This window comes from Blautia aquisgranensis, from assembly GCF_040096615.1.
GTDB lineage: Bacteria > Bacillota > Clostridia > Lachnospirales > Lachnospiraceae > Blautia_A > Blautia_A aquisgranensis.
Genome location: NZ_JBBMEJ010000012.1, coordinates 20270 through 44086 on the forward strand (window position 1 = coordinate 20270; position 23817 = coordinate 44086).

Here is a 23817-nt window from a genome sequence, read left to right on the forward strand (position 1 = left end):
AGTGGATTACGAATATCCGCTTGACATGAACTGAAAGCAGGAGGAGTGTTGAAATGAAATGTAATAATTATTATGATGTCACTGACTGGCAGATAGGTAACCCATATACGGATATCGGTGAAGTGATCAACAGTATCATTGCAGACATCAAGAGCAGACAGAAGGATACAAATGTAAATGATGGAGGAAAACCGGGAGCAGTAATTTATATTCCGTCTGGAGATTATCATTTAAAAACGCAGGTGAAAATTGACATCAGTTACTTGAAAATCCAAGGATCAGGACATGGATTTGTGTCTTCAAGTATCCGATATAATGTGCCGAAAGAACAGTGGAAGGATCTTCATGACATCTGGCCGGGGGGTAGCAGGATTCTGGTAGATTTGGAACCATTAAAGGGGGATGAAAGATCTGGTGCTGCTTTTCTGGTGGAACGAGAGGGAGATCCGAGAATCAGTTCCGTGGAGTTTGAAAATTTCTGTATTGATGGACTCCATTTTGTAGATGACGGAAATGGAGATCCGGAGAATACATATTTAAATGGAAAAACAGGAATTTATGTAGCCAGTGCACAGGATTCTTTCAGAATTACAGGTATGGGTATTATTTATCTGGAGCATGGAGTGACTCTTTACAATTCTGATGCATTATCTGTTCATGATAATTTTATAGCGGAATGTGGAAATTGTGTAGAACTTCGTGGAGCCGGACAGGCATCTAAAATAACAGATAATCTTATGGGTGCCGGTTATAGAGGTTATACTATTTTTGCTGAAAATTTTGGAGGACTTCTGATTACTTCCAATAACATTTTTCCAAGAGGGAAAAGTATAGTACATCTTAAGGGTGTTCTTAGATCATCAGTAACTGCAAACAGATTTCATTCTTTTTATCCGGGAATGCTGATAATGGAAAGCTGCAGAGAGAATCTCATATCTTCCAATCATTTTCTCAGAGATCATGAACCATGGCCGCCTATGCTGGCATATGATAATGGATTAGAGGATGATTTTGGGTTGATTCATATTCAGGGAAGCAGCAATTCCCTGATTGCTAATCACATTTCAGAGACAATTGAACAGCAATATCTGAAACCGGCAGGCGTAAAACCGATAATCATTCGTTTGGTGTCCGGAAGAGAAAATTACATTGCAAACAATCATATTGTGGCAACAACAAAGGCAGATAAAAAGGAAAACGAGGAAAATAAATCCTGCTTTGATGCGCAGGTAGATGCTCTGTTAAGTATGGATGAATTAGTGAAACTTTCAAGTGAAGTTGTACATATCGATGAAGAATCTACAGATAACATAATATTGGATACATGCAGGGAAAATGAAGCGGCTATGGATTTCTCCAGAAATATATTCAGAGGGATTCCGGTTAAATAAATGTATACACTTACTTCATTGTTTTATTCTGAAGGAGAGGTTACTAAAGATTTGGAGAAATCTCTTAACCATCAAAGCATATAAGCCTGAATTATTCATGAGCATATAAAAATGCTCAATACTCTAAAACATTAAACCAGTTCCCTTGAAAACAACCGCGGTATCCACAAAAATGGGTAAACTACCCCCCCCCTGTGAAATTTGATTCCGCCACTTTGAACTGTCAAGGTAAGTTAATAGTTGCTATTCCAATTGTACAGTCGCCGCTGGATATTTTCCAGCGGCCTGTAAAATTCCTTTTTATAAGGACAGCTACTACACAGTTTGAAAGTGATATATCTTGCTGAACGGACTGCTCTTGCGGCAATCTTTATCAGCTTTAAACGAATGGTATCCACCTGTTGTTTTCGCATATTTGCAGGAAGTACCAATCGTCTGAACCAATTGAATAAGTTGTACGCAAGCATGTGAAGCCTCATGCGGTTTGCATTTACTACTTTGGAATGACTGCTGACAGCAGCAAAATCAAATCCGCTTTTGCCTTCCTTGATAAAGTTTTCCATTCTGCCACGACCACAGTAAAACTGAATGATCTGATAGGGCTCCATATCCATGTTTGTAACAATAAAGGTGTACATGTGCATCAGCTGACCGTATGGTTTCTCGATTTTGAAAACCACACGTCTTGGATAGTCCCATGAACCAGCCTGATACATGAATTCACCATAAATTACCGCATAACGGATCTGATCTTCTTTGGTCGCTTTGTACAAGTCTTCCTCTTTATCGGAAGCAAGGCAAGGAGTGAAGAATTCTGTTTTAGACGGATGGCATAGGAACAGCCATTCATCTCACAGATTTTATAAAGCCTGGGAGATGAAAATCCGCTGTCTCCACGAAGATAAGTTTTAATCCCTCTTTCCAGGTATTCCAGAAAGAGGGGCTCCATAAATTTATCTGCATCGTTGCTACAGTGGAGTGTTCCATCACGAAGTTCTGCTTTGAGCAGATCTCCAGTCAATCCATCATAGCACAGTAACGGATGATATCCGTGTGCCTGATAATGGAAGTTGAAGCCTTCCCCTTCCTGACTACAATAAGTGCCAAACAAAGTGCTGTTCAGGTCCAGAAGCATATGCTCCGGACGCTTGATAGAATAGATGATGTCCCTGAGACATTTGTCAATGTCATCAAACTGCAGGAGGGTATCCTCATCCATACGGTTAAAAATCTTGACAATGTCGGCTGCGAAGCCAGACGGTCTTTTTCAAGGATCGCATTGAAAACAGGATCCAAAGTCAATTCATCAGAACAGTCATCTTCGAAATAAGCAGAGAGGATCCGATAAATCATCTGCATCAGATTTTCATCGTCTTTGTGAAAGAGGACAGACTTATCATTGGCTTTAAATTTCTTTTTTATCAGCTTTGAAAAGCCGATTTTTGCAGCGAATTCCTTTATCAGAAGAAGTCCTGCATCGGAGGATAATCACCTCCGTCAAAATTTATTTTAATTTGTCTATTGCTTTTCAGTGTTAAGGTGTTTAAAATATCCATAGAGAGACCCTTTCTGTGGTATGTATTTGGATTCGACACCTAAATTTTACCACATATTTAGTCTCTTTTTCTATTCACTTAAAAGATGAAATGCAATAAACAACTTAAACACAGTAACTGTGTGGCTTTCAGCCACTTTCACGGCACAGCCGTGAATAATTCAGGTTTATTATAAAGTGGTATCCGTTGGAAGATGGGTTCTGTTTGCAATCGTGGCTTTTCTGATCGTAGGCCTTACACTTGTGATCAGTACCGTGCTGTGTGCAATGGCTGCCTATGGATTCTCAAGATTTAACTCAAAGGGAGTTTCTGTTGCATTTGCATTTGTGCTGGCTACCATGCTGATTCCGGAGGTTGTTACAGCCCGCCCGCTGTATGAATTTATGCAGAAGGTAAAGCTGTATGATACATATCCGGGACTTATCCTTCTTTATATCAGTACTGTTATACCGTTTACGGTTCTGATCCTCAGAAACTTTGTCGGTGAGATCCCGATCTCACTGGAGGAGGCAGCTGCTATTGACGGCGCATCTTTTTCACAGAGACTGTTTACGATCGTTCTGCCGCTGATGAAACCGGCGATTGCTACTGTATGTATCATTAATTTTATTACATGTCTGAATAACTTTTTTACCCCTTTGTTTTATTCAAATGGTATTCAGGTACTTTCAGTTTCCATCGTACAGCTTCCGTTACGTGATAACATGTATGGAGTTCCGTGGGATCTGGTCAGCTCCATGGGATGGATCATCCTTCTTCCGATCATTATCTTTGTAGCTGTTTTTGAGAAACAGATCATGGATGGTATCATGGCAGGTGGAGTAAAAGCGTAAATATTTTTTAATTTCCAAAGGAAAGGAGAATGCAGATATGTATCAGGCATTTACAGGCGGACTTGGAGGAATCGCACTTGCAAAGAATGGAAAAAGCCGTGCGATCAACGCAGAAAATCCTCATGGAGAAAAAGGCAGAGGAGGTATGGCTGCAAGTCATCTGGGACCATCCAGAAAAGGAAGCCCGTGTCTTAAGGATATTGAGCCGGGAGCTGTGGTAACTCTGGCAGAAATGGAAGGACCGGGACAGATCAATCATATCTGGATCACAGTCGATAATAAAACTACAGAGGCAGATTGCTTTGTGCTGAGGGATCTTGTGATCCGTATGTACTGGGATGACGAGGAAACTCCTTCCGTGGAAAGTCCTCTGGGCGATTTCTTCTGCTGCGGATTCGGAAGAGAATGTTTTGTAAATTCTGTTCCGGTGGCTGTTGTTCCAAACAGGGGATTTAACTGCTATTTCCCGATGCCGTTTAAGAAGAAAGCAAAGATCACACTGGAAAACCAGCATGCAAATAAAATCCCGGCTTTCTTTTATCAGGTAGATTACTGTCTCTATGATGAGCTTCCGGACGATATAGCTTATTTCCATGCGCAGTGGAGAAGGGAACGGTTGACAGAAAAAACAAAAGATTATACAATTTTGGATGGAGTAAAAGGAAAAGGCCATTATATAGGAACCTACATGGCACTTACCACACTGGAACGTTACTGGTGGGGCGAGGGAGAAATGAAGTTTTATATTGACGGAGATGAGGAGTATCCGACCATCTGCGGAACAGGAACGGAAGATTACTTTGGAGGTTCCTGGAGCTTTGCCAAACAGGTGGATGGAAAAACCGTGGAACAGAATTATAACACACCATATCTGGGATATCCGTATTATTCTGCCCATGACGAACTGATCCACAATTTTTATCATAATGATGACTGCCCGCCAATGCGAGGCTTTTACAGATGGCATTTACAGGATCCGATCTGCTTTGAAGAGGATCTTCGCGTTACGATTCAGCAGATAGGCGTCGGATACCGTGGCCTGTTTGAACGACAGGATGATGTGGCAAGTGTAGCGTACTGGTATCAAACACTTCCTCATACACCGTTCCAGCCGTTGATGTCAAAAGAGGATAGATGGCCCAGATAAAAAGGGTGGTAGAGATTGAAAAAACAGGTATTTTGCGGGGGATTTGCCCTGGCTCTGGCAGTGACAGGATGTGGAGTCCAGAAGAAGGAGGCTGCATCTGATATTGTGCCGGAGAACAGACAGGAACTGACGATCCTTCATATGGATGCAGGCACAGAGGGCTTTGATTCTTTTATCAGTCAGGCGGAAAAGGATCTTGGAATAGAGATCCATATCGAAAAATGTCCGGCTAATGCGGACAACCGCCAGGCCCAAATAGCAACTCTTCTGACATCAGGAGATGATTCTGTGGATCTGATCACAGTAAATGATGAGATGATATCCGAATTTAAACATAAGGGATTTCTTCTTCCGCTGGAAGATACGGTTATGACAGAGGAGACAGCGGCAAATTTTCCACAGGAATACCTGAAAGAAATATGCATGTCAGACGGACATATTTTTTCGGTACCGTTCAAAATGGATATCATGGCATTCTGGGTGAACCAGGAATTGCTGGATCAGGCTGGTCTGGACAGACTCTCCTGTCTCAGTGATCTTGAGATCCTTCAGAAAAAGCTTCAGAATACGGGAAAATATGCATACGGGGATGCATGGGAGATTTCTTACATATATAATAGTATCAGCGAGTATGTCGATTTTTTCGGAGGAGATTATACAGACTGGACGGATCCGAAAACAAGAGAAGCGGCAGAATATATGAAGCGAATGCTGGATACAGGGATGATATCAGAGGAGAATCTGATCGACCAGCATGACCAGCTGAATGAAAAATTTATAAACGGCCAGTATGGATGTATGTTCATGTATACCGGTGCGTTGAGTACCTTTCAGAATGCAGGCGTGTATAGAAAAGATAAGATCCATATGGCACCATTTCCGGAATTTGACGAGAAGGTGACCAATATCGCAACCTGGCAGTATGTACTGAATAAAAATTCTGATCATAAAGAAGCAGCTCTGAAGTTCCTTCAGTATGTGTCCGGATATGAGGCCAGTAAAAATTACGGACAGCTGACAAAAATGTGTTCGGCAAGACTGGATGTGATCGAGGATAAAAGCCTTGATTTGGAGGGAATTGAAATGATCCGGCAATATCTGAAAGATTATAAACTGAAAGCAAGACCACTGTGCGCTGACTCCATAGAAGCTGTTTCGTCTATGGGAACGGAATTTCAGGAATATGTACTGGGACAGAAAACAGAAACGGAGTTTTTCGCCGGGGCACAGAACTGTATAGACCAGTATTACAAAAAAGCATCGTACTGATGCTTTTTTGTTGCGAAAAAATAAGAACTTTTTTTCAAAACATATTGACAAATATTTTACATGGTGATATCTTAAAGACTGTAGATGTTAGCACTCCACTAAAATGAGTGCTAACAGATATAACAAAACAAGACTTAACATCCGTCAGGAAGGATAAAAGAGAAAGGAGATGGACTCATGGAAGAGGTGTTGAATGAGCGCAAGAGAAAAATTTTAAAAGCAATCATCAAGACCTACATGGAGACCGGAGAACCGGTTGGCTCCAGGACCATTTCCAAGTATGCGGATCTCAATGTAAGTTCCGCAACGATCCGAAATGAAATGTCAGACCTGACTGATATGGGCTATATCGTCCAGCCTCATACCTCCGCAGGAAGAATTCCTTCAGATAAGGGCTATCGATTATATGTAGATGAGCTGATGAAGGAGAAGGAAGCAGAGGTCGCAGAGCTGAGAGATCTGATCATTGAGAAGACAGATAAGATGGATAAGGTGCTTAAGAAGGTGGCGAAGGTGCTTGCCTCCAATACCAATTATGCAACAATGGTTTCCGTACCGCAGTACAGCGGCAACAAGATCAAATTCATCCAGCTGTCCAGAATGAGCGAGCTTCAGCTTGTAGCGGTGGTTGTCAGTGATAACAACACCGTGCGGAACCAGATTATCAATCTGGATGAGGAGATGGATGATCAGACGATCCTGAAACTGAATCTTCTTCTGAATACCAATCTGAATGGCATTCCCATCCAGGATATCAACCTCGGAATGATCGCCAGACTGAAGGAACAGGCAGGCAGCCACAGTGGTGTGGTAGCAACTGTTCTGGATGCAGTGGCAGCAACCATTCATGTGGATGAAGAAGACATGGAGATTTATACTTCAGGCGCGACCAACATCTTCAAGTATCCGGAGCTTGCCGACAAGGATAAGGCAACCGAGCTGATCTCCGCATTCGAGGAGAAACATGAGCTTGCCGATCTTGTGAAGGGTCAGATGGCCGACGAGGAGAATACAGGAATTCAGGTTTACATCGGTGATGAGATGCCGATACAGACCATGAAGGACTGCAGCATTGTGACAGCCAGATATGAACTGGGTGACGGAATGTACGGAACCATCGGAATCATCGGTCCGAAGCGAATGGATTATGAGAATGTTGTGGACAGTCTGAAGGAACTGAAGAATCATCTGGATGACGTTCTGAAAAAGAAGAAAACTTAGAAAGGCGGTAGAAAAGAAGTGTCGGAGGAAACAAAGAAGAAATCCGAAGAGCAGGAAGCGGAGACAGAGATCCCCGTAACTGATGGAGATCAGGAAGAAAACCTGACACCAGAGGGAGAAGAGCTGCCGGAGGAAGAAACCAAGACTCCAGGCGAAGAAGCTGCCCCAGAGGATAAAAAAGAAGAAAAAAAGACTTCTTTCTTCGGAAAGAAGAAAAAAGATAAATCTGAGCAGAAGGTGGAGGAACTTACCGATCGCCTGAAGCGTACAATGGCTGAATTTGATAATTTCCGTAAAAGAACAGAAAAAGAAAAATCCAGCATGTACATCATCGGAGCAAAAGAGATCGTAGAAAAGATCCTGCCGGTTGTGGATAACTTCGAAAGAGGTCTTGCACAGGCACAGGAAGGCGATGCTTTTGCAGATGGAATGAAAATGATCTATAAGCAGCTGACTACCACACTGGATGACCTGGGTGTGAAACCTATCGAGGCAGTTGGTAAGGAGTTCAACCCGGATTTCCATAACGCAGTAATGCATGTGGAGGATGAAGAGGTTGGCGAGAATATCGTGGTGGAGGAATTCCAGAAGGGTTACACCTACAAGGATTTCGTGGTACGCCACAGTATGGTCAAGGTAGCTAACTAATATTGACAGACAGTAATTTTACAGATACAGATTAAAACAGGAGGAAAAAATCATGGGAAAGATTATTGGTATTGACTTAGGTACAACAAACAGCTGTGTAGCCGTAATGGAAGGTGGACAGCCGACGGTTATCGCAAATACAGAAGGCGCAAGAACAACACCATCCGTTGTAGCATTCACAAAAACAGGAGAGCGTCTTGTAGGTGAGCCTGCAAAACGTCAGGCTGTTACAAACGCAGACAGAACAATCTCTTCCATCAAGAGAGAGATGGGTACAGATTATCGTGTAACAATTGATGAGAAGAAATATTCTCCGCAGGAGATCTCCGCAATGATCCTTCAGAAACTGAAAAAGGATGCAGAGGCATATCTTGGAGAGAAAGTAACAGAGGCAGTTATCACTGTTCCAGCTTACTTCAACGATGCTCAGCGTCAGGCAACCAAAGATGCTGGTAAGATCGCAGGTCTTGATGTAAAACGTATCATCAACGAGCCTACAGCAGCAGCTCTTGCATATGGTCTTGACAATGAGAAAGAGCAGAAGATCATGGTATACGACCTTGGTGGTGGTACATTCGATGTATCTGTTATTGAGATCGGCGATGGCGTTATCGAGGTTCTTTCCACAGCTGGTAACAACCGTCTTGGTGGTGATGACTTTGATAAGAAGATCACAGACTACATGCTTTCTGAGTTCAAGAGAACAGAGGGTGTAGATCTTAGCAACGATAAGATGGCTCTTCAGAGACTGAAAGAGGCAGCTGAGAAAGCGAAAAAAGAACTTTCTTCCGCAACAACAACAAACATCAACCTTCCGTTCATCACAGCTACAGCTGAGGGACCGAAGCATTTCGATATGAACCTTACAAGAGCTAAATTCGATGAGCTGACACATGATCTTGTAGAGATGACAGCTGACCCGGTTCGCCGTGCACTGTCTGACGCTGGTATCACAGCTTCCGAGCTTGGCCAGGTACTTCTGGTTGGTGGATCTTCACGTATCCCGGCAGTACAGGATAAGGTAAGACAGTTAACGGGCAAAGAGCCAAGCAAGAACCTGAACCCGGATGAGTGTGTTGCTCTTGGTGCTTCCGTACAGGGTGGTAAACTTGCAGGAGATGCAGGTGCCGGTGATATCCTTCTTCTGGATGTTACTCCGCTGTCTCTGTCTATCGAGACAATGGGTGGTATCGCAACTCGTCTGATCGAGAGAAATACTACAATTCCTACAAAGAAGAGCCAGATCTTCTCTACAGCAGCAGATAACCAGACAGCAGTAGATATCAACGTTGTACAGGGTGAGCGTCAGTTCGCGAAAGACAACAAATCCCTTGGACAGTTCCGTCTGGATGGAATCCCGCCAGCACGTCGTGGTGTTCCGCAGATCGAGGTAACATTTGATATCGATGCCAACGGTATCGTTAATGTATCCGCTAAGGATCTTGGAACAGGTAAAGAGCAGCACATCACAATCACAGCTGGTTCTAACATGTCTGATTCCGATATCGACAAAGCTGTTAAAGAAGCAGCTGAGTTCGAGGCTCAGGATAAGAAACGTAAAGAGGCTATCGACACAAGAAACAATGCAGACTCCATGGTATTCCAGGTTGAGAATGCACTGAAAGAAGCTGGAGACAAGCTTGACGCAAACGATAAAGCAAGCGTTGAGGCTGACTTAAATGCACTGAAAGATCTTCTTGCTCAGACAGCAAACGCTCAGGAGCTTACAGATTCTCAGGTAGCAGACATCAAGGCTGCACAGGAGAAGATGATGGAAAGCGCACAGAAACTGTTCTCCAAGATGTATGAGCAGACTCAGGGAGCTCAGGGTCAGGCTGGTCCTGGACCGGATATGGGCAACATGGGCGGAAACGCTGGTGCTCAGGGCGGAAATGAAGCAGGATACGGCGATGATGTTGTAGATGCTGATTACAAGGAAGTCTAAGACAAGTAGGAAATAAATAACAATGGCTGATAAAAGAGATTATTATGAAGTCTTAGGTGTAGATAAAAACGCCGACGACGCAACATTAAAAAAAGCATATCGTAAGCTGGCCAAGAAATATCACCCGGATGTAAATCCGGGTGATAAAGAGGCTGAGGCGAAATTCAAAGAAGCTACAGAGGCTTATTCCGTATTAAGTGACGCCGATAAGAGAAGACAGTATGATCAGTTTGGTCATGCAGCGTTCGAAAATGGCGGCGGAGGCGGAGCCGGCGGCTTTGGCGGATTCGACTTCAACGGCGCAGATATGGGAGATATCTTCGGAGATATTTTCGGAGACCTTTTCGGCGGCGGAGGCAGAAGCAGACGGGCCAATAACGGACCGATGAAGGGGGCCAACCTTCGTGCACGTGTGAACATTACTTTTGAGGAAGCGGTTTTCGGATGCGAGAAAGAGCTGGAGATCGTTTTGAAAGATGAGTGTACCACATGCCACGGAACCGGTGCGAAGCCGGGAACTTCACCGGTAACCTGTCCGAAATGTAAAGGTCAGGGTCAGATCGTTTATACCCAGCAGTCCATGTTTGGTATGGTACGTAATGTTCAGACCTGTCCGGACTGTAACGGAACCGGTAAGGTGATCAAGGATAAATGCAGTGCCTGCCACGGAACCGGATATACATCTTCCAGAAAGAAGATTCAGGTATCTGTACCGGCTGGTATTGACAATGGTCAGTGTATTCGTATCCGTGAGAAGGGTGAGCCGGGAACCAACGGCGGTGCCAGAGGAGATCTGCTGGTCGAGGTAAATGTAGCCCGTCATCCGATCTTCCAGAGACAGGATATGAATATCTTTTCAACAGCTCCGATCACATTTGCTCAGGCTGCACTTGGCGGTGAGATGCGTATCAATACTGTTGACGGCGAGGTTACTTATGAGGTGAAGCCGGGAACACAGACTGATACAAGAATCCGTCTGAAAGGCAAAGGTGTTCCGTCACTGCGTAACAAGAACGTTCGTGGTGACCATTATGTAACACTGGTCGTTCAGACACCGACGAACCTTAATGCAGAAGCGAAAAAAGCTCTGGAAGCTTTTGATGCCGCATGCGGAAACCGTCCGGTAACAGAGAGTACAGCAGAGACTTCAGAAAAAACTGAAAAAAAGAAAAAGAATATTTTTGAAAAATTCAAAGAGAAGCTTGAGGACGAGTAAATAGATCAAAAAGAGGAAAGAGGCGCAAAAAGCCTCTTTCTTTTTTTACTGTATTCGTGTATATTAAAAGAAGTGCCTATTTACAGATGAAGAGAAATGGGCGATAGACAGGAAAAGAAATCCATAGATGTGTACACAGCATAAGGAGATATAAAAATATGAAATGGAACCGTTTTACACTTAAGACAAAAACAGAGGCAGAGGATATCGTGATCTGTACACTTGCCGAAGTGGGAATCGAAGGCGTAGAGATTCAGGACAAGCAGCCGCTGACCGATGAGGACAAGGCGCAGATGTTCGTGGATATCATGCCTGAAGGACCGGCAGATGACGGCATTGCGTATCTGAACTTTTATCTGGAGGAGGATGCAGATACAGAGGCAATTCTGAAGGATGTACGAGCTGCACTTGAGGATCTGAGAAGTTTTGTAGATATCGGAGAAGCTACGATCACAGAATCCCAGACAGAGGATAAGGACTGGATCAATAACTGGAAACAGTATTTCCATCAGTTTTATGTGGATGATATTCTTATCGTACCGTCCTGGGAAGAGGTGAAGGAAGAGGATAAGGATAAGATGATCCTTCACATTGATCCGGGAACTGCTTTTGGTACAGGAATGCATGAGACTACTCAGCTTGTGATCCGTCAGCTGAAAAAATTCGTAAAGCCGGGAGACGAGCTTCTGGATGTAGGAACCGGAAGTGGTATTCTTGGAATCGTTGCACTGAAGCTTGGGGCAGGCCATGTAGTTGGTACAGATCTCGATCCATGTGCAGTTCCGGCAGTGTCCGAGAACAAGGAAGCTAATGATATCAGAGAAGAATCTTTTGACATGATGATCGGAAACATTATCGATGACAAAGCTGTTCAGGATCAGGTCGGCTATGAGAAATATGATATCGTAACAGCAAACATCCTGGCTGATGTTCTGGTGCCGCTGACACCGGTGATCGTCGCACAGATGAAAAAAGGTGCTTACTATATCACATCCGGTATTCTGGATGTGAAGGAAGACGTTGTGGTACAGGCTGTAAAAGATGCAGGACTTACGCTTGTGGAAGTGACACATCAGGGTGAGTGGGTATCTGTGACAGCAAGAAAGGACTGATCTCATGCAGAGATTTTTTGTGGAACCTCATCAGATCGATAGTGAGAAGCATGCGATCCATATCACAGGAAGCGATGTAAATCATATTCGTAATGTTCTCCGCATGAAAAAAGGCGAAGAGCTGTGGATCAGTGATAAAGAAAAAGAATATCACTGTGTCATCGACAGCACAGAGGAAGAAGAAGTGCTTCTTCATATCCTCTATGTGCAGGAGCCGGATTATGAGTTGAAAAACCGCATTTATCTGTTTCAGGGTCTGCCGAAAGCAGACAAGATGGAGCTGATCATTCAGAAAGCCGTGGAGCTTGGTGCATACTCTGTAGTTCCGGTATCCACCAGACGGTGTGTGGTAAAACTGGACAACAAGAAGGCAGAGAAAAAGGTTGCCCGCTGGCAGCAGATCGCAGAGAGCGCGGCGAAGCAGTCCAAGCGTATGCTTGTGCCTGAGGTTCATTCTGTGATGACGCTGAAAGAAGCCCTTGCTTTTGCAAAAGAGCTGGATGTTCTTTTTATTCCTTATGAGCTTGCAAAAGGCATGAAAGAGACAAAAGAGCTGATCCGCGCCATAGAGCCGGGAAAAAGTATCGGCGTTTTTATCGGACCTGAGGGCGGTTTTGAGGAAGAAGAAGTGGCAGCTGCCATGGAAGCCGGTGCCAAGCCGATCACGCTGGGACACCGGATACTCAGAACAGAGACTGCCGGACTTGCAGTACTTTCTGTTCTGATGTTTCAACTGGAGGATGAATAGATTATGGAAGCATATTTTGACAATTCCGCGACAACGAGATGCTTCGACGAAGTAAAGGATATTGTCTGCAAAACCATGACAGAAGATTTCGGAAATCCTTCTGCCATGCATAAAAAGGGCATGGAAGCGGAGAATTACGTCCGCCACAGTGCTCAGACACTTGCGAAACTTTTGAAGGTAAATGAAAAAGAGATTCTTTTTACATCCGGTGGAACAGAATCTGATAACCTTGCCATCATCGGCGGCGTGGAAGCCAACAAACGTATGGGAAACCATGTCATCACAACAGCAGTGGAGCATGCAGCTGTTGCCCAGCCGTTTGCCTATCTGAAGGAACAGGGCTATGAGGTGACCATACTTCCCGTAGACCATCAGGGTGTGGTAAAGCTGGATGCGCTTGAGAAGGCTCTGCGTCCGGACACGATTCTGGTATCTGTGATGTATGTAAATAATGAAGTCGGAGCTGTGATGCCGGTAGAAGAGATTGGAAAAATGGTTCATGAAAAAAGCCCGAAGGCACTTTTCCATGTGGACGCCATCCAGGCTTTCGGAAAGTATCGGATCTATCCGAAAAAACTGGGCATTGATCTTCTTTCTGTGAGTAGTCATAAGATTCACGGACCGAAGGGAGTCGGCTTCCTTTACATCAATGAGAAAGTAAGAGTACAGCCGCAGATCCTTGGTGGCGGACAGCAGAACGGCATGCGTTCCGGAACAGACAATGTGCCGGGAATCGCAGGTCTTGGAGTTGCCGCTGAGATGGTCTATACAGATTTTGATAAAAAAATACAGCACCTCTATGACCTGAAAGAGCGTATGGCAGCAGGCTTAGAGAGACTGGGAGATGTTACCGTTAACGGAATGCCGCTTGAAGAAGGTGCGCCTCATATCATGAGTGTGACTTTCCATGGCGTTCGAAGTGAGGTGCTTCTTCATACAATGGAGGAATTTGGGGTATATATTTCCGCAGGAAGTGCATGCTCCAGCCATAAGAGAAAACCAAGTGCAACACTGACAGCAATGGGACTTAACAGAGCAGATGTGGAGAGTACAGTCCGCGTCAGCTTCTGTGAGGAGAATACCTTTGAGGAGGTAGACTACTGTCTGGAAAATCTGGAAAAAACTATTCCCATGCTGCGCAGATATGCACGCCGATAATACAGGAGAAAGGAAGTTTTATGTTAGTACACGCATTTCTAATCAAATATGCGGAGATCGCCCTTAAGGGAAAAAACCGCTATCGTTTTGAGGATGCTCTCGTACATCAGATGGAGATCGCACTCTCCAAGATCGAGGGTGAGTTTGAAGTAAAAAAAGAGCAGGGAAGAGTCTATGTATTCTGTCCTGAGAACTATGATTATGAAGAGGCTGTAGACGCTCTTCAGCATGTATTCGGTATCGTTGGCATCTGCCCGGTTATGATCTATGAGGAGGCCGGATTCGAGCAGCTTGCCGAGGATGTTGTCGGCTATATGAAGCAGTGGCATCCGGATTTTGGCGGAAGCTTCAAGGTATGGACACGTCGTGCAAAAAAATCCTATCCGATCAGCTCCATGGAGGTCAGTGCAGAGCTTGGCGGACGTATTCTGGATGCATTCCCGGAGGCGAGCGTAGATGTACATGAGCCGGAGCTGAACCTCTCTGTTGAAATCCGTGATAAGATCTATGTATATTCCCAGACGATTCCGGGAGCAGGCGGAATGCCGATCGGAACAAACGGAAAAGCCATGCTTCTTCTGTCCGGTGGAATTGACAGCCCGGTTGCAGGCTACATGATCGCAAAACGTGGTGTCAAGATCGACGCTGTATATTTCCATGCACCGCCATACACAAGCGAGCGTGCGAAACAGAAGGTTGTGGATCTTGCCCGCCTTGTTGCAAAATACAGCGGACCGATCCGTCTTCATGTGGTTAATTTTACAGACATTCAGCTTTATATCTATGATCAGTGTCCGCATGATGAGCTTACCATTATCATGAGAAGATACATGATGCGTATTGCAGAGCATTTTGCGAAAAAAGACCGGTGTCTTGGCCTGATCACAGGTGAGAGTATCGGACAGGTAGCAAGCCAGACATTACAGAGCCTTGCATCCACCAACGAGGTGTGTACACTGCCTGTATACCGTCCGGTGATCGGTTTTGATAAAGAAGAAATTGTTCGTATTTCCAGAAAAATCGATACTTTCGAGACATCAATCCAGCCGTTTGAAGACTGCTGTACGATCTTTGTTGCCAAACATCCGGTAACCAAGCCAAATCTCAAGGTGATCCGCCGTTCCGAACAGAAGCTTGCTGAGAAGATTGATGAGCTGATGGAAACTGCACTGAACACAACAGAGATCATTGAAATTCAGTAATGATCTGTAAAAAAGAAAGCCAGGCCCCCGGAAAGGTGAGGGTTCCTGGCTGATTGAAATATTATAGCACTCCAAGAATTATTGCATCGCTATAAAAAAGGGAGAGCACAGCTAAAAAGTGTCTCTGTCAGATATGAAAAAAGAGGAACTGTATCTGATACAGTTCCTCTCAAATATACATGAAGATTACTCGATTGTATATTTGGAAATAATCTGCATAACGTTATCCAGAGCAGCACCGTCTGCGTGGATGTTGAGGTCGATTGGCTTGGAAAGATCCAGGCTGAAGATACCCATGATGGATTTTGCATCGATCACATATCTTCCGGACACTAAATCAAAATCGCAGTCGAATTTGCTGATCTCGTTTACGAATGCCTTCACCTTATCGATGGAGTTCAGTGAGATTTTAGCTGTTTTCATTATAATAACCTCCCTTGATAGATTTTTGTATTTACAGCTTTCATCTTACCTGTCAGCTTTCAAAAAGTCAAGGTGAAAAGAGATAAAAAATGTTTTAATAATTAGTGAAATTGTATAAAAAGTGAGGAAAAATGGGAAATAAAGTTGCATTACACAACTTAGGCTGCAAGGTAAATGCCTACGAAATAGAGGCAATGCAGCAGCTCCTGGAGGAGGCAGGCTATGAGATCGTGCCTTTTGAGCCGGGAGCAGATATTTATGTGATCAATACCTGTACGGTTACAAATATTGCAGACAGAAAATCAAGACAGATGCTCCACAAGGCAAAAAAAATGAATCCGGATGCCATTGTCGTGGCAACCGGCTGCTATGTCCAGACCGGTGGCGAAAAGCTGGAAAAGGACGAAGCCATTGACCTTGTGCTGGGAAACAACCAGAAAGGAAACATTGTGGAAGCACTGGCTGAATATGCAGAGGACAAGCCGGGACATGGTTCGCATGTGATCAAGATCAATCAGACAAAGGAGTATGAGGATCTTTCCATCAATCATACCGCGGAGCACGTAAGAGCATATATCAAGGTACAGGACGGCTGTAACCAGTTCTGTACGTACTGTATTATTCCCTATGCAAGAGGCCGTGTGAGAAGCCGTAACATCGAAAGCGTACTGAAGGAAGTACGTTCACTTGCTGCAAAGGGATATAAAGAAATCGTGCTTACAGGAATCCACTTAAGCTCCTATGGTGTGGACTTCCCGGAAGAAAAGAAAGAGACACTGCTTTCCCTGATCCGTGCAGTGCATGAAATCGAGGGAATCAAGAGAATCCGCCTCGGTTCCCTGGAGCCGGGAATCGTTACAAGAGAATTTGCGGAAGGTATCGCGGCACTGCCAAAGGTCTGCCCGCATTTTCATCTTTCCCTGCAGAGCGGCTGTGATGAGACTCTGGAGAGAATGAACCGCAGATACCGGAGCGGAGAGTATAGAGAGCGCTGTGAGCTCCTAAGAGAGGTATATGGTGCACCTGCGCTGACCACGGATGTGATCGTGGGCTTCCCGCAGGAATCAGAGGAGGAATTCAAGAAATCCTATGACTTTGTGGACAGCATTCATTTTTATGAGACGCATATCTTCAAGTACTCCAGAAGACAGGGAACAAAGGCAGCTGCCATGGCCGGACAGCTGACGGAGGCTGAAAAAGCAGCACGAAGTGAAAAAATGATCGAGATGCATCACCGTCATGCAAGAGATTATGAGGAAGCCATGCTTGGAAAAGAGCTGGAGATCCTTATAGAAGAAGAATATGAGAAGAATGATCAGACCTGGTATCTCGGACACAGCCGTGAATATATAAAGACAGCAGTAAAAAAAGCGGACAGTTATGGGGTAAATGACATCATAAAGGTAAAGGCTGAGGGCTTTCTGGAAGAACATATCCTGACAGGAGAAGCCGTGGAGTAAAGAAGGATATAAAATATTTACAGACAATATCCTGAAATGCTAACAGGTGCATGAAATTTTAGATTGTAATTTATGTAAATTTATATTAAAATAAAAAAGAATATATTTTAAGGACGTGAGAGACAATGGCAGAGAATAATCTGGGAAATACACAGTATTTCAGAACGAAACCGGATCAGGAGCTTCAGGTAAAAGAAGTACTGGATCTGGTGTACAATGCAATGGATGAGAAGGGCTACAATCCGGTGAATCAGATCGTAGGATATATTATGTCCGGAGACCCGACCTACATCACAAGCCACAAGGGTGCGAGAAGCATGATCATGAAGGTGGAGCGTGATGAGCTGGTAGAGGAGCTTCTCACCGAGTATATCAAGAACAAGTCCTGGGAACGCTGATCATGAGGATACTGGGACTGGACTATGGCTCGAAGACAGTGGGCGTTGCAGTGAGCGATCCCCTTGGTCTGACAGCCCAGGGAGTGGAGACTGTATGGCGCAAGCAGGAGAACAAGCTTCGTCGTACACTGGCACGTATTGAAGAAATCATTTCGGAGTATCAGGTTACGGAGATCGTGCTTGGATATCCGAAGAATATGAACAATACCGTAGGAGAGCGGGCTGAGAAATCTCTGGAATTCAAGGAAATGCTGGAGAAACGTACAGGCCTGCCTGTTGTTATGTGGGATGAGAGACTGACGACCATGGCTGCGGACCGCACACTGGAAGAGACAGGCGTGCATAAGGAGAACCGCAAGCAGTATCTGGATCAGGTAGCGGCAGTCTTTATTTTGCAGGGATATCTGGATGCAGCGGCGCATCGAAAAGCGCAGGAGCAGGAAGACGCAAGAGCATAAGACACAGATATTTTCAGAAGAACGGATAAGGAAGAATTAAATATGGAAAAAATAATATTTCAGTCAGACGACGGCACAGCTGCTGAGTTTTATGTAGAGGAGCAGACCAACATTGCGGGTGTGACTTATCTTTTGGTGTCCGATTCACAGGATGAGGAAGCAGATGCATATATTCTTAAGGACATTTCGGCTCCGGGAAGCACTGAAGCTTGTTATGAAATGATCGAGGATGAGGATGAGCTTCAGGCTGTATACGCAGTTTTTCAGCAGATGCTGGATGACGTGAATTTTGAATGGAGGAGCGATTTTTGAAAAGCGAGAACAACGGTGACAACAGAAACGCGGAAAGCAGAAACCAGGCTTCCGCAGGCGGCGCCAGAAGACAGGCACCAAGACAGAGGAACGCTGGAGCAAGGACGAGACAATATCGTGGCGGCAATAATAAGAACCGTCAGGACAAACCGTTCCGCCCGGCAGCGAAGAAGACAGCAGCCGGCGCTACAGTGAAGAACGTAAGCCGGAACACACAGAGACCGGCAAAGAACAGTGGCAGACCATCCGGTCGGAAAAACAGCCGCAGATCATCCTCGAAGCTTAAGATCATCCCGTTAGGCGGTCTGGAGCAGATCGGAATGAACATTACAGCCTTTGAGTATGAGGACAGTATTGTAGTCGTAGACTGCGGACTTTCTTTCCCGGAGGACGACATGCTGGGAATCGATCTTGTCATTCCGGATGTGACCTACCTTAAGGAAAATATTTCCAAGGTCAAGGGATTTGTGATCACACACGGACATGAGGATCATATCGGAGCACTTCCGTATGTGCTCAAGGAGATCAATGTTCCGATCTATGCGACCAAGCTTACACTGGGACTGATCCGCAATAAGCTTAAGGAACACAATCTTGTGCGTTCCACCAAGCTGAAAGAAGTGAAGCACGGACAGGTGATCAATCTGGGAGATTTTGCTGTGGAGTTCATTAAGACCAACCACAGTATCCAGGATGCCTCCGCACTTGCAATCTACTCTCCGGTGGGAATCGTGGTACACACAGGAGACTTTAAGGTAGACTATACACCGGTATTCGGAGATGCCATTGATCTGCAGCGTTTTGCAGAGATCGGCAAGAAGGGCGTTCTTGCACTGATGTGTGAGAGTACCAATGCAGAGAGACAGGGCTTTACCATGTCCGAGCGTACAGTGGGACATGTATTTGACAATCTGTTTAATGAATACCGTACATCCAGGATCATCATTGCTACTTTTGCTTCCAATGTGGACCGTGTGCAGCAGATCATCAACACAGCATACCGTTTTGGAAGAAAGGTTGCTGTAGAGGGCCGGAGCATGGTCAATGTTATTTCCGTAGCATCAGAGCTTGGCTATCTGCAGATTCCGGAGAATACACTGATCGAGATCGACCAGGTGAAGAATTACCCGGATGACAAGGTTGTCCTGATCACAACAGGAAGCCAGGGTGAGTCCATGGCAGCACTTTCCCGTATGGCAGCCAACATCCATAAAAAGATCACCATCAAGCCGAATGATACGATCATTTTCAGCTCCAACCCGATTCCCGGAAATGAAAAAGCAGTTTCCAAGGTTATCAATGAGCTGTCCATGAAAGGCGCAAAGGTTATCTTCCAGGATGTCCATGTTTCCGGACATGCCTGCCAGGAGGAGATCAAGCTGATCTACTCCCTTGTAAAACCGAAATATGCGATCCCAATCCACGGTGAGTACCGTCATCTGACAGCACAGAAGCATATTGTGGAGGATCTTGGAATCCCGAAGGAGAATATCTTCATTCTTTCCTCCGGAAATGTTCTGGAACTGGATGGACAGAGTGCAAAGGTAACAGGAAGTGTTCACACAGGAGCGATCTTTGTAGACGGACTTGGAGTAGGTGATGTGGGAAATATCGTACTTCGTGACCGCCAGCATCTGTCTGAGGATGGAATTATGATCGTAGTTATGACACTGGAGCGTCACAGCAATGTGGTTCTTGCAGGACCGGATATCGTTTCCAGAGGATTTGTATACGTAAGAGAATCCGAGGATCTTATGGAGCATGCAAGACAGGTTGTGGAGACTGCGCTGGATTCCTGCCTGGAGAATAATATCACAGACTGGGGCAAGATCAAGACAGAGGTGAAGGATGCACTTGGTGAATATCTGTGGAAACGTACCAAGAGAAGCCCGATGATCCTGCCGATCATCATGGAGGCATAAGGCATGGATGAGATCAGCATGGACATTGAGAGGCTTCTCGATGCTGTGCACAGAAGTGAAGAATACCAGGAATATCAGAAGCAGGCTGCAGAGCTTGATAAGGATCCTGAGCTTAAGGCGAGGGTGATGAGATTCCGTGGAGATAATTTCAGACTGCAAAGCCAGGCGAATCAGGATGAGCTGTTTCACATAGCGGAACAGCTCAATCTGGAGTCGGCCAGTCTAAGACAGAACCTGAGAGTAAATGCCTATCTGGATGCGGAGCTTGCACTGTGCAGACTGATGCAGAGAATATGCAGGACACTGGTAGCCGGGATAGACATACAGATTCCTGATCTATAGGAGGAAGAAAGACTATGGCAGACACAAGAGACAAGGTAGGCAGGGCCGGCGTTTTTCTGGCCGGAGGGGTATTTAAGATCGCCCTGTATATCTGCATCATTGTATTTCTGATCTGGGTCGGAAGATCCGCATATCAGTTCGGATATGATGTGTTTAACCAGCAGGCCATGAGCCCGGGTGAGGGACAACAGGTTACTGTAGTTGTAAAAGATGGTGCATCTGCATATAAGGTTGGTAAGACACTGGAACAGAAAGGACTTGTGAAGAGCGCGCTTGCATTTGCAGTGCAGGAGAGAATGTCTGCATATCACGGACAGATCAAGGCCGGTACATATCTTCTCAGCACAGCATACACACCGACCAGGATCATGGCCGTGCTGGCAGGAGAAGAGAATGAGGAAGGATCGAAGAGCCAGTGATCGTAGAAGAACGAATGAAAACCTATATCAATTCTCTTGATATGGGAAATACTCCTTTTCTGCAGGAGTTAGAGAGCCGGGCACTTAAGGACCGGGTACCGATCATCCGAAGGGATATGCAGAGTTTTATGAGGATGCTTCTGGCCATGAAACAGCCAAAGCGGATTTTGGAGGTGGGGACTGCCGTTGGCTTCTCCACACTTCTTATGTGTGAATATGGACCGGAGGATGTTCAGATCGTTACCATAGAAAATTACGAAAAAAGGATTCCTGTTGCAAAAGAAAATTTCAGACGTGCAGGAAGAGAAGAGCAGATCACACTTCTTGAAGGGGATGCCGGAGAGATTCTGAAGGAGCTTACCGGTACTTTTGACCTGATTTTTATGGATGCAGCAAAGGGACAGTATATCTACTGGCTTCCGGATGTGCTGCGCCTGATGAAAGAGGGAAGTGTGCTCGTATCAGATAACGTGCTGCAGGAGGGAGATCTTATAGAGTCTCATTATCTTGTGGAGCGGCGAAACCGGACAATTTATAAGAGAATGAGAGAATATCTCTGGCAGCTGACGCACAGCCCGATACTGCGTACATCCGTACTTCCGTTGGGCGACGGTGCTGCCGTAAGCATAAAAACAGGAGAACAGGCTTATGAAACGACCAGAACTTTTGGTTCCGGCGAGCAGCCTTGAGGTTTTGAAGGTTGCCGTCATATATGGTGCAGATGCCGTTTATATCGGCGGAGAAGCCTTTGGACTTCGTGCAAAGGCAAAGAATTTTTCAAAAGAAGATATGTGTGAGGGCATTGCATTCGCACATGAGCATGGCGTAAAAGTTTATGTGACAGTGAATATCCTGGCGCATAACAGCGATCTTGAGGGAGTAAGAGAATATCTGAAAGAACTCAGGGAGATCGGTCCGGATGCACTGATCATTGCGGATCCGGGAATCTATATGTATGCGAAGGAAATCTGCCCGGAGATTGAACGTCATATCAGCACACAGGCCAATAACACGAATTATGAGACATACCGCTTCTGGTATAATCTCGGTGCGAAGCGTGTGGTAAGTGCCAGAGAGCTTTCTCTGGAGGAAATCCGTGAGATCCGTGCACATATTCCGGATGATATGGAAATCGAAACATTTATCCACGGGGCTATGTGTATTTCCTATTCAGGAAGATGCCTTTTAAGCAATTTTATGGCAGGAAGAGACGCCAACCATGGAGCCTGTACACACCCGTGCAGATGGAAATATTCCGTTGTTGAGGAGAAACGTCCGGGAGAATATATGCCGGTATTTGAGAATGAGAGAGGTACATTTATCTTTAATTCCAAGGACCTTTGCATGGTAGAGCATATGGAAGATGTGCTCACAAGCGGCATTGACAGTCTTAAGATCGAAGGCCGTATGAAAACAGCTCTTTATGTGGCAACTGTGGCAAGAACTTACCGCAAGGCAATTGATGACTGTCTGGAAAGTCCGGAGAAATACCGTGCCAATATGCCGTGGTATCAGGAGCAGATCTCGAACTGTACCTATCGTCAGTTTACAACCGGATTTTTCTATGGAAAGCCGGATGAGAATACGCAGATCTATGACAGTAATACGTATGTGAGAGAATATACTTATCTTGGATTTGCGGAGGAGATTGATGAACGGGGTTATGCAAGACTGACACAGAGAAACAAGTTTTCTGTGGGAGAGACTATCGAGATTATGAAACCGGATGGAAGAAATATTCCGGTCACTGTGAAAGCTATCTACAATGAAGAGGGCGAGTCCATGGAGAGCGCACCACATGCACAGCAGAGAATTTATGTGAAGCTTACGGAGACACCGGAGGTATTTGATATTCTCCGGAGAGGTGAGTAAGTATTGTTGCAGGGGAGAACGGGAATACGTTCTCCCCTCTATTCATTTTCGGGAAAAAGAGCGCGCAGCTTATGAAGCGCATTTTTTTCGATACGGGATACATAGGAACGGCTGATAGAAAGCTTACCGGCAATTTCTCGCTGGGTCAGAGGCTCCTGGCAGTTAAGACCGTAGCGACAGCAGATGACCTGATATTCCCTGGGAGAAAGCAGTTTTGAAATGTGTCGGAGAAGAAGAGTAATGTTGTCGCGGGTATAACAGTCTTCCACGATATCAACCGGCGGGCTTTCAATTACATCAAGAAGACTGATCTCGTTGCCTTCCCGGTCTGTGCCGATAGGATCATAGAGTGAGACTTCTCTTGCACGCTTTTTGCGCGAGCGCAGCATCATAAGAAGCTCGTTGTCGATACAGCGGGCTGCATAAGTGGAAAGTCTGGAGGCACGATTTGCGTCGAAGGTGGAGATGGCTTTAATAAGACCTATGGTGCCGATGGAGATAAGATCATCCGGATCTTCATCGCAGTTCTGATATTTTTTTGCGACGTGGGCAACCAGGCGGAGATTATGCTCGATCAGGATATTTTTTGCTTCCGGATCGCCCCTTTGGAAGCGCATGAGATAGTACTGCTCTTTTTGGGCAGACAACGGTTTTGGGAAAGTTTTCAAAGATTCACCTCAAAGGGGATTTCCATATATTTTATGAAAAGGACATGCTTTTCGTGCTTTTCCAACAAAAAGATTCTGCTTCGGACAAAGGGGAACA

General features: G+C 45.1%; 23 protein-coding genes and 1 pseudogene. 21 read left to right on the forward strand and 3 right to left on the reverse strand.

The window, feature by feature from the left end; translation table 11 throughout:
• The first annotated feature begins 53 nt into the window (after positions 1–53).
• Entirely contained in the window at positions 54–1391 is a 1338-nt protein-coding gene (locus WMO28_RS10590) for a NosD domain-containing protein (RefSeq protein WP_349056966.1), read from the forward strand.
• 233 nt (positions 1392–1624) lie between these two features.
• Here the strand turns inward: WMO28_RS10590 and WMO28_RS10595 are convergent.
• A pseudogene (locus tag WMO28_RS10595) lies at positions 1625–2947 on the reverse strand (IS1380 family transposase).
• 176 nt (positions 2948–3123) lie between these two features.
• Here WMO28_RS10595 and WMO28_RS10600 point away from each other — a divergent pair.
• The 11 genes from WMO28_RS10600 to thiI all read left to right on the forward strand — a co-directional run bounded on the left by WMO28_RS10600 (position 3124) and on the right by thiI (position 15446).
• A complete protein-coding gene (locus WMO28_RS10600; protein WP_349056967.1) occupies positions 3124–3780 on the forward strand; it encodes a carbohydrate ABC transporter permease in 657 nt (218 codons plus the stop codon).
• Between the two features lie 37 nt (positions 3781–3817).
• Complete coding sequence (locus WMO28_RS10605; RefSeq protein WP_178642711.1) at positions 3818–4927, forward strand: DUF2961 domain-containing protein; 1110 nt, start codon at positions 3818–3820, stop codon at positions 4925–4927.
• 15 nt (positions 4928–4942) lie between these two features.
• The gene (locus tag WMO28_RS10610; RefSeq protein ID WP_349056969.1) at positions 4943–6196 is read left to right on the forward strand and encodes an ABC transporter substrate-binding protein; all 1254 of its coding nucleotides are present in this window, start codon (positions 4943–4945) and stop codon (positions 6194–6196) included.
• A gap of 177 nt (positions 6197–6373) precedes the next feature.
• The gene (hrcA, locus tag WMO28_RS10615) at positions 6374–7417 is read left to right on the forward strand and encodes a heat-inducible transcriptional repressor HrcA (protein WP_178642709.1); all 1044 of its coding nucleotides are present in this window, start codon (positions 6374–6376) and stop codon (positions 7415–7417) included.
• 18 nt (positions 7418–7435) lie between these two features.
• On the forward strand, positions 7436–8065 hold the full coding sequence (grpE, locus tag WMO28_RS10620; protein WP_178642707.1) for a nucleotide exchange factor GrpE: 630 nt from the start codon (positions 7436–7438) through the stop codon (positions 8063–8065).
• Between the two features lie 52 nt (positions 8066–8117).
• Positions 8118–10010: a molecular chaperone DnaK gene (gene dnaK, locus WMO28_RS10625; RefSeq protein ID WP_349056970.1), complete on the forward strand. Its 1893-nt coding sequence runs from the start codon at positions 8118–8120 to the stop codon at positions 10008–10010.
• Positions 10011–10032: 22 nt separating this feature from the next.
• Positions 10033–11226, forward strand: a complete 1194-nt coding sequence (dnaJ, locus tag WMO28_RS10630) for a molecular chaperone DnaJ (RefSeq protein WP_178645003.1) — start codon at positions 10033–10035, stop codon at positions 11224–11226.
• 158 nt (positions 11227–11384) lie between these two features.
• Positions 11385–12338, forward strand: a complete 954-nt coding sequence (gene prmA, locus WMO28_RS10635) for a 50S ribosomal protein L11 methyltransferase (protein ID WP_178645002.1) — start codon at positions 11385–11387, stop codon at positions 12336–12338.
• 4 nt (positions 12339–12342) lie between these two features.
• Positions 12343–13086, forward strand: coding sequence for a 16S rRNA (uracil(1498)-N(3))-methyltransferase (locus tag WMO28_RS10640; RefSeq protein ID WP_349056971.1), 744 nt, complete (start codon positions 12343–12345; stop codon positions 13084–13086).
• Positions 13087–13089: 3 nt separating this feature from the next.
• Positions 13090–14244, forward strand: a complete 1155-nt coding sequence (locus WMO28_RS10645) for a cysteine desulfurase family protein (protein WP_349056972.1) — start codon at positions 13090–13092, stop codon at positions 14242–14244.
• A gap of 20 nt (positions 14245–14264) precedes the next feature.
• Positions 14265–15446, forward strand: coding sequence for a tRNA uracil 4-sulfurtransferase ThiI (gene thiI, locus WMO28_RS10650; protein WP_349056973.1), 1182 nt, complete (start codon positions 14265–14267; stop codon positions 15444–15446).
• 186 nt (positions 15447–15632) lie between these two features.
• Here the strand turns inward: thiI and WMO28_RS10655 are convergent, their stop codons facing one another.
• Positions 15633–15869: an HPr family phosphocarrier protein gene (locus tag WMO28_RS10655; protein WP_119240448.1), complete on the reverse strand. Its 237-nt coding sequence runs from the start codon at positions 15867–15869 to the stop codon at positions 15633–15635.
• A gap of 131 nt (positions 15870–16000) precedes the next feature.
• Between WMO28_RS10655 and mtaB the strand changes: the two genes are divergently transcribed.
• The 9 genes from mtaB (at position 16001) to WMO28_RS10700 (ending at position 23052) form a co-directional block, all read left to right on the forward strand.
• Positions 16001–17329 (forward strand): tRNA (N(6)-L-threonylcarbamoyladenosine(37)-C(2))-methylthiotransferase MtaB, encoded by a 1329-nt coding sequence (mtaB, locus tag WMO28_RS10660; RefSeq protein WP_349056974.1) that lies wholly within the window; start codon positions 16001–16003, stop codon positions 17327–17329.
• A 125-nt stretch (positions 17330–17454) separates the two neighbouring features.
• A complete protein-coding gene (locus WMO28_RS10665) occupies positions 17455–17727 on the forward strand; it encodes an IreB family regulatory phosphoprotein (protein WP_015527087.1) in 273 nt (90 codons plus the stop codon).
• A 2-nt stretch (positions 17728–17729) separates the two neighbouring features.
• The gene (gene ruvX, locus WMO28_RS10670; protein ID WP_349056975.1) at positions 17730–18185 is read left to right on the forward strand and encodes a Holliday junction resolvase RuvX; all 456 of its coding nucleotides are present in this window, start codon (positions 17730–17732) and stop codon (positions 18183–18185) included.
• A 42-nt stretch (positions 18186–18227) separates the two neighbouring features.
• Complete coding sequence (locus WMO28_RS10675; RefSeq protein WP_178644990.1) at positions 18228–18497, forward strand: DUF1292 domain-containing protein; 270 nt, start codon at positions 18228–18230, stop codon at positions 18495–18497.
• Complete coding sequence (locus WMO28_RS10680) at positions 18479–20419, forward strand: ribonuclease J (protein ID WP_435376331.1); 1941 nt, start codon at positions 18479–18481, stop codon at positions 20417–20419. Before WMO28_RS10675 ends, WMO28_RS10680 begins: the two co-directional genes overlap by 19 nt.
• 3 nt (positions 20420–20422) lie before the next feature.
• Entirely contained in the window at positions 20423–20761 is a 339-nt protein-coding gene (locus WMO28_RS10685; protein WP_178644988.1) for a YlbF family regulator, read from the forward strand.
• A gap of 14 nt (positions 20762–20775) precedes the next feature.
• The gene (locus tag WMO28_RS10690) at positions 20776–21180 is read left to right on the forward strand and encodes an endolytic transglycosylase MltG (RefSeq protein ID WP_178644986.1); all 405 of its coding nucleotides are present in this window, start codon (positions 20776–20778) and stop codon (positions 21178–21180) included.
• Positions 21177–21869: a class I SAM-dependent methyltransferase gene (locus WMO28_RS10695; protein ID WP_178644984.1), complete on the forward strand. Its 693-nt coding sequence runs from the start codon at positions 21177–21179 to the stop codon at positions 21867–21869. The genes WMO28_RS10690 and WMO28_RS10695 overlap by 4 nt, the downstream gene beginning before the upstream one ends.
• Positions 21829–23052 (forward strand): U32 family peptidase C-terminal domain-containing protein, encoded by a 1224-nt coding sequence (locus WMO28_RS10700; RefSeq protein ID WP_178644982.1) that lies wholly within the window; start codon positions 21829–21831, stop codon positions 23050–23052. Before WMO28_RS10695 ends, WMO28_RS10700 begins: the two co-directional genes overlap by 41 nt.
• A 38-nt stretch (positions 23053–23090) precedes the next feature.
• Here the strand turns inward: WMO28_RS10700 and sigK are convergent, their stop codons facing one another.
• The gene (gene sigK / locus WMO28_RS10705) at positions 23091–23720 is read right to left on the reverse strand and encodes an RNA polymerase sporulation sigma factor SigK (RefSeq protein ID WP_178644980.1); all 630 of its coding nucleotides are present in this window, start codon (positions 23718–23720) and stop codon (positions 23091–23093) included.
• Positions 23721–23817: the final 97 nt, after the last annotated feature.